The following is a 9,639-nucleotide window of genomic DNA, read 5'->3' as shown; positions in this document are numbered from 1 at the left end:
TGATGAAATACGGTATTCTGATGTGACAAAACCTGAATCCTTTATAGTTGAAGTCTTTGTTAGCACTTACATTTTAACTATTTTGGACTCAGGTTTTTTATTTAAGTCAAACTATGGGACAGCAGTGACCCGAGGGTTCCTTTTTTATGTGGTACTAAAAAGCAAATTCTATTGTAGATTAAGCTGTTTTTTGAATGCGGCAGTAGAAGAAGCCATCGCCATAACCCACTTTCGGGAACAATTGACGACCATGGATTTGTTCAACACCCCAATCCGCTTCAATTTTAATTTCTTGGGCATCGGCATGATTGGCAAAGAACTCAACCATTTGCTGTTCATTTTCAGCTTTTAAAATCGAGCATGTGATATAAAGCAGCGTGCCGCCGACTTTAAGCTGCTTCCACATGTTTTCCAAAATTTGTTTTTGTAACACTACAGTTTTTGCAATGTCGCCCGATTGACGTAGTAAACGTATATCAGGATGACGACGCATTACACCGACAGCAGTACATGGGGCATCGAGCACGATACAATCAGCAAGTTCAGGAGCAGTATAGGTGATGGCATCGGCAGTCTGAATTTCAACATGTTTACCATCGAGATCCAAACGATCAAGGTTTTCAACCACACGTTTTAGACGCTTTTCATCTTGATCCAGTGCAATGAGTTTCTTCGGTTGGAAAGTCTCTAAAATATGTGCGGTTTTACCACCCGGCGCAGCACAAGCATCAATCACAAATTTACCATCGAGATTTGGTAATAGTGTTGCACACAGCTGAGCATGTTCATCTTGTACTGAAAAACCACCAGCTTCAAAGCCCGGTAAACTTGGAATATGTAAACTTTCATCCATCACAATACCGACATTAGAGAGTTCACAGCGATGTGCATCGATGCCTTCATCTTGCAAAATATCGAGGTATTCGTCACGGCTCACTTGGCGTGTATTGACACGTAACGTCAGTGGCGCAATTTGTTTAAGCTCATAGCTGAGCTCGTCAAATTGTTCGCCCCAGTCTTTTTTCAGGCGTTTGGTTAACCAACTTGGTAAATTGGTGGCTTGTTCAAGCACGTCGTAGAACTGTTCTGTTTCACGTGTTGCACGGCGCAAAATTGCGTTGATGAGGCCACTCAGACTTCCCATACCCAATTGTTTTGCAGCTTCCACCGTTTCAGAAATTGCAGCATGAGCTGCGACACGGGTACACAATAATTGATACAAACCAAGGTATAAACAGGTTTCAACCACTTGGTTATCTACCGGTTTAGACAGTAATGGTAAAGTCAATTGTTTCAATGCATACCATTGACGTAAACAACCGAGCACCAATTCATGGAATAACGCACGGTCTTTATCTGACACGATATTCATTTGCTGCGCGAGTACCGATTGCAGCGATTGACCATTTTGGACAGCCAATAACGTCTTCACTACCTGAGCACGTAAATTAAGGTCTCGGGTCGAGGCGTTGGGAGATTGCTTCATTATAAAATTTGTCCAATAGTCAATTTTTGGGTTTGTAAAATTTGTACAGGGTTGAGTGGTTTAGCACCTGGCCATTGTAAAGAGGTCAAAATAATCACGCTACCATTGGCACAGGCAACGTGTATGCCTTTTTTGTCGATGGCAATGATTTCACCTGCTTGAGCGTTCGGTGCAGACACAGCAGAAAGTTCAGAATGCCAAACACGTAAGTTGTTTTGTTCATCCAACTGAATAAATGCTACCGGCCACGGATTAAAGGCGCGAATATTACGATCGATTTGTACGGCATCGATGGACCAATCAATTTTTGCTTCAGCTTTTGATAGCTTATGTGCATAAACTGTTAATGCTTCGTCTTGAACTTCACGGCTGTCTAAATATTGCTGCAATGTTTGTTCAGTGTCTAAAACGGCAGTAATTGCAGTTGCACCTTGCTCTGCAAGTTTGTCATGCAAAGTTGCAGAGGTATCCGTTGCTTCAATCGGGCAGATGGTTTTATACATCATGTCGCCAGTATCTAGTCCGGCTGCCATTTTCATAATGGTGACACCTGTTTCAATATCACCTGTTGCGATGGCACGTTGAATCGGTGCTGCACCACGCCAACGTGGCAGCAATGAACCATGAATATTCAGACAGCCATATTTCGGGGTATCTAGCACCACTTGCGGCAAGATCAAACCATAGGCTGCAACCACCATAACATCGGCATTTAAAGCTTTTAATTCCGCTTGTGCGGCTAAACCTTCTTCAGTCGATGATTTGAAATGAAGGGGTTGGTAAACAGGAATATGGTGCTCTAAAGCCAATTGCTTTACGGCAGAAGCTGTGAGTTTTTGTCCACGTCCAGCTTTGCGGTCAGGTTGAGTGTATACCGCAACAATTTCATGTTGTGTGTTGAGCAAAGCAGCTAGTGCTGTTGCGGCAAATTCTGGCGTACCGGCAAAGATGATTTTCAAAATGAATGAACCGAATCTGTGTTGAATATGTGGATTATAGCAAATGATTAATGCGTAATTTAGAACATTAGAAATTGATTTTTGCAACTTTGAAGCTGTCCAAGCTCAATGATTTCATAACCCAAAATCGCAAATTTGCAATTTTTAAATAAATTATATTTATATAAAATTTAAAAATTATTCATGAAAGTTTTGTATTGTGCAGCCATTGATGGCGGTATAGTAGATTTCAGTTAAAAGATTTTTGTCGTCAAATCACTCGTTTTTATTGATAGACACATCTGCCCAAATCTCAGCTTAAAAAGCCATCTTTAAAAACAATGGCTTGGTGTATGATAGGTTTAAAATTCGACTGATTTTACATCATTGTCAGTATGATTTAGCCAGAGTGAATCTGTAGGATTCATTTCAAGCTCAAACTTTGTTGGAAATATAAAATGCCTGACTATCGTTCAAAAACATCGACACACGGAAGAAATATGGCGGGTGCGCGCGGCTTATGGCGCGCAACTGGTATGAAAGATGAAGACTTCGGTAAACCAATTATTGCCGTCGTGAACTCATTTACTCAATTTGTACCGGGTCACGTTCATCTTAAAGACCTTGGTCAACTCGTGGCGCGTCAAATTGAGCAAGCAGGCGGTGTAGCCAAAGAGTTCAATACTATCGCAGTCGATGACGGTATTGCGATGGGCCATGACGGTATGCTGTATTCATTGCCTTCACGAGACTTAATTGCAGACTCAGTAGAATACATGGTGAGCGCGCACTGTGCCGATGCGATGGTATGTATTTCCAACTGTGACAAAATTACCCCAGGGATGTTGATGGCGGCAATGCGCTTGAACATTCCAGTGGTATTTGTCTCTGGCGGTCCAATGGAAGCGGGTAAAGTTAAAATTCGTGGCAATGACAAAGCGATCGACTTGATTGATGCCATGATTGTAGCTGCAGATGACAACTATACCGATGAAGAAGTTGCTGAATACGAACGTTCTGCATGCCCAACTTGCGGCTCATGTTCAGGTATGTTCACCGCAAACTCAATGAACTGCTTAACAGAAGCATTGGGTCTGTCCTTACCGGGTAATGGTTCTACGCTTGCAACCCATGCCAACCGTAAAAAATTATTTGAAAAAGCTGGTCAATTGATCGTAGAAATTACCAAACGTCACTACGAACAAGATGATTACAGTGTATTGCCACGTGAAATGGTAACCAAAGCATCGTATGAAAATGCCATGACTTTAGACATCGCAATGGGTGGGTCAACCAACACCGTTCTGCATTTATTAGCAGCTGCCAATGAAGCTGGTGTTGATTTCACGATGGACGACATTGACCGTTTGTCTCGCAAAGTGCCTGTACTCTGTAAAGTTGCACCTGCGAAAAACGACGTGCATATGGAAGATGTACACCGTGCAGGCGGCATCATGTCGATTTTGGGTGAATTAGACCGTGCAGGCTTGCTCGATACTTCGGTTGGTACCGTTCATGAAGCTTCACTAAAAGATGCTTTGGATAAATGGGACATCATCCGTACTGAAAATGAAGACGTATATCAATTCTTCCGTTCAGCACCGGGCGGTGTACCAACGCAAACAGCATTCTCTCAAGATCGTTATTACCAACGTCTTGATGGTGACCGTGAAGCGGGTGTAATCCGTAATGCAGAACATGCATTCTCTAAAGATGGTGGTTTGGCTGTGCTTTATGGCAACATCGCGCTAGATGGCTGTATTGTAAAAACTGCAGGTGTGGATGATTCCATCCTGAAATTTAACGGTACTGCACGTGTATTTGAAAGCCAAGATTCTGCAGTAGAATCGATTTTGGGTAATGAAATCAAAGCGGGCGATGTAGTTGTAATTCGCTACGAAGGTCCACGCGGCGGTCCGGGCATGCAAGAAATGCTGTACCCAACCAGCTACCTGAAATCGAAAGGTTTAGGTAAAGAATGTGCACTATTAACGGATGGTCGTTTCTCTGGCGGTTCATCAGGCCTTTCTATTGGTCACGTGTCTCCAGAAGCAGCAGAAGGCGGTGCAATTGGTTTGGTGGAAGATGGCGATTTAATCGAAATTGATATTCCAAACCGTACCATCAACTTAGCTGTTGATGAAGCGACTATGGCAGCTCGCCGTGCAGCGCAAGAAGCCAAAGGTTGGCATCCAGTTGAAGAGCGTCCACGCAAAATTTCGAAAGCATTGAAAGCGTATGCAATGCATACCACGAGTGCGGCGAAAGGCGCAGTACGTGAAATCTAAATTTTAGATCTCCAAATAAAAAAGCACTCCACATGGGGTGCTTTTTTAATTTACATCTACATAACTTGCATTGGATACGAGGAAATGTCATCCGCAACTGTCTGAGGCAAACGGTAATTTAAAAGTGAATGTTTCTGCGATCATTTTTTTAGTTGCAAACAGTTGCCGAGTTTTGCGGATGACAAATGGTTTTGGTTACTTTTGCCGAAACAAAAGTAACATACGAGCTCCGAAAATTTGCTTTTATAGAGGTAAGACTCCGCTGTAATCAGCTTTTAAATGAAATAATGAGACAATAATTCTAAGTTATAGATTTCTTAATTTGATTAAAAATAATGTTTCTTGAAGCAACTAAATAAAATTTAATAATTAGTGGATGTCATTAAAATTCTAAAAAGACAGCCTCGAATAGTAGCTATAATTTATATGGCTTTGTGTAGGCAATCCCTTACTTTTGAAAGATCAAAAGTAACAAAAATCTTTTGTTCTCCTGATATGGCATCCCTGCCATATAGGAAAACAGCGACATCCATGTCGCTTTGTCATGTGATTGAATGGTATTGCATGCGCTAAAAATCTTTTTTGTTGAGATCTAATTTCTTTTACATGCCGAGCGCTTTCTATACAATAAATTTAAAAGAATCCGCCAAAACTGAGGCACAAAATCAGCGATCGCCAAGGAAGAACAATGAGTAAAAATAATATCCGCGAACATTCAGCACCTGTTTATGACGGCATAGAGAATGCGCCTGCACGTTCCATGATGCGTGCCACGGGCTTCCAAAATGCAGACTTTAAACGCCCATTTATTGGTATTGCTTCGACTTGGGCCAACGTCACGCCGTGTAATATGCATATTGATGGCTTGGCGCGTGAAGCTGAGAACGGGGTCAATGCTGCAGGCGGAAAAGGCATTATTTTCAATACCATTACGATTTCTGACGGCATTTCCAATGGTACTGAAGGTATGAAGTATTCACTGCTGTCGCGGGAAATCATTGCCGACTCTATTGAAGCTGTGGTGGGTTGTCAGGCCTATGATGGCGTAATTGCCATAGGCGGCTGTGACAAGAACATGCCGGGTTGCATCATGGGCTTGGCGCGTTTAAACCGTCCGGGTCTGTTTATTTATGGTGGCACCATTAAACCCGGAGCAGGTCATACCGACATGATCTCGGTATTTGAAGCAGTGGGTCAGCATGCCAAAGGCGAAATCAATGAAATTCAAGTGAAGCAGATTGAAGAAGTCGCGCTGCCGGGGCCGGGTTCGTGCGGCGGTATGTATACGGCCAATTCGATGGCTTCAGCGATTGAAGCCTTAGGCATGAGCTTGCCAGGTTCATCGGCGCAGGAAGCAGTTTCAGCAGATAAAATTGAAGATTGCCAACGCGCAGGTGAAGCCGTGATGAACCTGCTGCGTCTCGATATTAAGCCGCGCGACATTATGACCAAAGCCGCTTTTGAAAACTCGATTAAAGTGCTGATTGCTTTAGGCGGGTCAACCAATGGCGTACTGCATTTGATTGCCATGGCGCATACCGCAGGCGTGGAACTGTCTTTGGATGATTTTGTGCGCATCGGTAAAGATATTCCTGTGGTGGCCGATGTGCGGCCATCGGGTAAATATTTAATGTCGGAACTGATCGCCATTGGTGGTATTCAGCCGCTGATGAAGCGCATGCTGAAGGCAGGTATGCTCGATGGTTCTTGCCTGACTGTCACTGGCAAAACTTTGGCGGAAAACTTAGCCAAGGTAGAGGATTATCCTGAAGGTCAGCAAATTATTCTGCCGTTTGATGCACCGATCAAAAAGGATTCGCACTTAGTAGTGCTCAAAGGCAATTTATCACCGACAGGTGCTGTGGCTAAAATTACCGGTAAAGAAGGGCTATATTTTGAAGGGCCTGCGCGGGTATTTGAGGGAGAGCAGGGCGCCATGCGCGGTATTTTAGATGGCGAAGTACAAGAAGGTGAAGTGGTGGTGATCCGCGGTGTTGGGCCGAAAGGCGGGCCGGGTATGCCGGAAATGTTAAAACCGACTTCAGCGATTATTGGTAAAGGTCTAGGCCAATCTGTTGCACTGTTGACTGATGGGCGTTTCTCGGGCGGCAGCCATGGTTTTGTGATTGGGCATGTGACACCAGAAGCCTATGAAGGAGGCCCAATTGGCTTGGTTAAAAACGGCGATAAAATATCAATTAACGCTGAAACCCGTGAAATGACTTGGCATGTGGCTGAGGATGAACTTGCTGCACGTCGTGCGGCCTGGGTCAAACCGAAACCGAATTATACCCATGGCGCTTTGGCTAAATTTGCCAAGTTGACCTCTGGTGCGGAAAAAGGTGCGGTGACTGACCTAAATCTAGACGTCTAATCCATTGTTAAACATTGAACATTCAGCCCTGACTTGATATAAGTTTTGCACAAGGCTTATATCTCATTTAAAACAGCTTCATAATAGAAGTTGAATTTTAAGCATGTGCTGGCAGGTTCGGCACAATTCATCATTTTGAGGCAAAAAACGCATGTCACTGTTACGCCGTTGGTTCGATCCAATCCGATCGAGTTGGTTTTATCAGAAACCGACCCGACAAGCGGTGTTACCCACGGAACAAGGTCTGAGTGTTTATCTTCGACTGGATGATGTCTATAGCTATTTGGCTGCGCAGCAACTGCCTCAATTAGAAGAAATTCTCAGTGATGAAATTAAACCACTGAAAGTGATTATTTGTCGTCAGAGTGCAGAACCTCCCAATCAAATGTCATCGATAGAATGGCAACAATATTGTCTGAATGATGCCCAAATTTTAGCGCGGCAGCATCGTTTTAGTTTTCATGAAACACCTGAACAGCCTACCGATGAAGCCTTAGAACAAGCCGAAATTATTCTAAAAAATACCCCATTACGCGGCCAAGACTTTCTCTATTTACTTGAAGATGTATTCCACATGCTGTGGCAAAAACAGTATGGCAAGCTGAGAACACTGTACGCGATGGCCAGCCGTCATCATAAAGCGCAAGATTTTCCAGAACGGATTTTTTCTGACTTAGCAATTTTGACGGGGTATTTTGAGTTTGGTGAACGTAAGTACCATGCTGTAGATGATTTACTGCGTTTAACGCGCCGTTTAAAACAACAAAAACTCCTGACAGATAACCCGATCTTTATGATCAATCATATTGAATGGCGTGAGCACCTGATTAGTGATGCAGAGGAGTTGAATGAAATTCAGGGACTCGATCCTGAGCTTGATCTCTACATCGCGATGGAAGATCCGATATCATGGTTATTGCTAGCCTATATTCGTGAGGAATTGGCGGACTATTACAATATCCAGTTGAATGTGTATCCATTGTCGTATCACGGTCGAGATTTGTTTGACTGGAGTTTGGCAACACGTCTGTCTAAACGTACAGAAGTTAAGTTCACGCCATTTTGCCGACCTACAGAAGCTGCGACTTTAGCTATGTCACAGCTGTACTACAGTGCGCCTGAAGAGCAGCGTATTGATGTGATGTATCGCATTTTGGAAGCCGTATGGACTAAAGGGCGTGATTTATCCTTCAAAGCACATTTTCAGGCTTTACAGTATGAGTTAGAGATTTCTGAACTGACTACTGACGATATTGCTGAAAAATTAAAAGAAAATGATATGCACTGTGAGATGAAGTCACAGCCCGATTTTCCTGTTTTAGAATTACGTATTGCAGGTCAAAGCTATGTATTTAATAGCTTATACCGCGTATGGATGATTGAAAGTATTTTCAGTAATGTGTTAGAAGAGAAGTATAAAAGTGAAAACACCGCTGAAAGTGAAGCCAGAGAAGATGAAGAAAGAAAAAGTTGAGTCATTAGAGCAAGCCCGCGCACAGATTGATGTGATTGATCAGGGAATTATTGAGCTCATTGCTGCACGTCAGTTTTATGTTGATCAAGCGGTGCGTTTTAAGCGTTCAGTACAGGATGTTCAATCACCAGAACGTGTCGAAGCGGTGATTAGTAAAATTCGTCTACAAGCCACAGAGCACGGTGTAAATGCAGATATTGTGGAACGTTTATACCGCGATATGATTCAGCATTTTATTCAACGTGAGTTGAAAGAGATTCGACCATAGTTAGGGCGGATTTGATGTTATTCCCAAGTAGAAATGTCCTACCTAATAACCAAATAGAAATGTCCTATATGGACATTTCCAAGTCAAGCACAGGATTTAGATTTCGTTGTTCAATCGCTGTTTTCTGTGCTTGTCTACGTGGCATCTTTTGAGAACGATTGCGTTTGTTTTGGTGTTCCAGTTGTTCATGCTGTTGTTGAATATGTGCCAGCACAGAACCCAAACGTTTATTCTCAACGATCTCTCTCTGGTTGAGCTGACTTAATTTATCAAAGATGCTGTAATTGATTTTTCTTCCCTGATATTCAATGGCTACAGTACCATCCGGATATTCCAGGAACTCAAGATACTTGCCGCCCAATCTTTGATTTTCTTCGCTGTTTTCCAAGATATATACGCATTTATCATAAGTAATCGTCAAGCTGTTCGTGACCCTGCGGGGTTCACGCCAGGTAAAAACATCATCTAATTCTTCGGCTGTTTCAGCGATAGGCCGATGTAGATCCTTGGAATTAAAAGCCATCTTGGCGAATTTACGATTAAATTGCTCAATAAAGCACGGCAGCCACTTATTGGCATCTGCAATTGAACTTGATGCCTTCTAGACGCATCTCCTTAATCAGACGATCCTGAAGTGTTCTATTCGCTCGTTCTACACGACCTTTGGCTTGAGGGGAGTTAGCAAAAATGATATCGATATTGAGAGTGCTCAGAACACGTCCAAACTGGGTAATCTTGGTGTCTTTCTTGCTACTTTGATTCACCCTAAAAACTGAATGTTTGTCACTGTAAAATGCCAATGGCTTACCAT

The 9,639-nt window shown here is 43.0% G+C and carries 6 protein-coding genes and 1 pseudogene; 4 read left to right on the top strand and 3 right to left on the bottom strand.

Annotation, left to right across the window (positions count from 1 at the left end; genetic code table 11):
* Positions 1 to 178 precede the first annotated feature (178 nt).
* Both rsmB and fmt read right to left on the bottom strand, forming a co-directional pair.
* Positions 179 to 1,486 carry a 16S rRNA (cytosine(967)-C(5))-methyltransferase RsmB gene (gene rsmB / locus FTU16_RS15965; RefSeq protein WP_180163683.1) on the bottom strand — a complete coding sequence of 436 codons (1,308 nt, stop codon included), beginning with the start codon at positions 1,484 to 1,486 and terminating at the stop codon, positions 179 to 181.
* On the bottom strand, positions 1,486 to 2,445 hold the full coding sequence (gene fmt, locus FTU16_RS15960) for a methionyl-tRNA formyltransferase (protein WP_180135686.1): 960 nt from the start codon (positions 2,443 to 2,445) through the stop codon (positions 1,486 to 1,488). Before fmt ends, rsmB begins: the two co-directional genes overlap by 1 nt.
* Before the next feature lie 437 nt (positions 2,446 to 2,882).
* On the opposite strand from fmt, the gene ilvD (FTU16_RS15955) reads away from it, so the two are divergent.
* From ilvD (FTU16_RS15955) to FTU16_RS15940, 4 genes are all read left to right on the top strand, one after another.
* Positions 2,883 to 4,712: a dihydroxy-acid dehydratase gene (ilvD, locus tag FTU16_RS15955; protein WP_078191651.1), complete on the top strand. Its 1,830-nt coding sequence runs from the start codon at positions 2,883 to 2,885 to the stop codon at positions 4,710 to 4,712.
* 688 nt (positions 4,713 to 5,400) lie between these two features.
* Positions 5,401 to 7,086, top strand: coding sequence for a dihydroxy-acid dehydratase (ilvD, locus tag FTU16_RS15950; protein WP_180163682.1), 1,686 nt, complete (start codon positions 5,401 to 5,403; stop codon positions 7,084 to 7,086).
* 151 nt (positions 7,087 to 7,237) lie between these two features.
* Entirely contained in the window at positions 7,238 to 8,560 is a 1,323-nt protein-coding gene (locus FTU16_RS15945; protein WP_180163681.1) for a hypothetical protein, read from the top strand.
* Complete coding sequence (locus FTU16_RS15940; RefSeq protein ID WP_078191648.1) at positions 8,541 to 8,828, top strand: chorismate mutase; 288 nt, start codon at positions 8,541 to 8,543, stop codon at positions 8,826 to 8,828. The genes FTU16_RS15945 and FTU16_RS15940 overlap by 20 nt, the downstream gene beginning before the upstream one ends.
* Positions 8,829 to 8,892: 64 nt before the next feature.
* Here FTU16_RS15940 and FTU16_RS15935 read toward each other — a convergent pair.
* Positions 8,893 to 9,639: pseudogene (locus FTU16_RS15935) on the bottom strand (ISNCY family transposase); the annotation flags it as partial.

The sequence above is a fragment of the Acinetobacter sp. YH12069 genome, assembly GCF_013419675.1.
Classification (GTDB): Bacteria; Pseudomonadota; Gammaproteobacteria; order Pseudomonadales; family Moraxellaceae; genus Acinetobacter; species Acinetobacter amyesii.
Note: the sequence above shows the minus strand (reverse complement) of the source record. Positions and strands in the feature narration are given on the sequence as shown.

Coding starts and splice junctions, on each gene's coding strand:
- FTU16_RS15940 (WP_078191648.1), top strand. CDS start 8,541: ATGAAGAAAGAAAAAGTTGAGTCATTAGAGCAAGCCCGCGCACAGATT.
- rsmB (WP_180163683.1), bottom strand. CDS start 1,486: ATGAAGCAATCTCCCAACGCCTCGACCCGAGACCTTAATTTACGTGCT.
- FTU16_RS15945 (WP_180163681.1), top strand. CDS start 7,238: ATGTCACTGTTACGCCGTTGGTTCGATCCAATCCGATCGAGTTGGTTT.
- ilvD (WP_078191651.1), top strand. CDS start 2,883: ATGCCTGACTATCGTTCAAAAACATCGACACACGGAAGAAATATGGCG.
- ilvD (WP_180163682.1), top strand. CDS start 5,401: ATGAGTAAAAATAATATCCGCGAACATTCAGCACCTGTTTATGACGGC.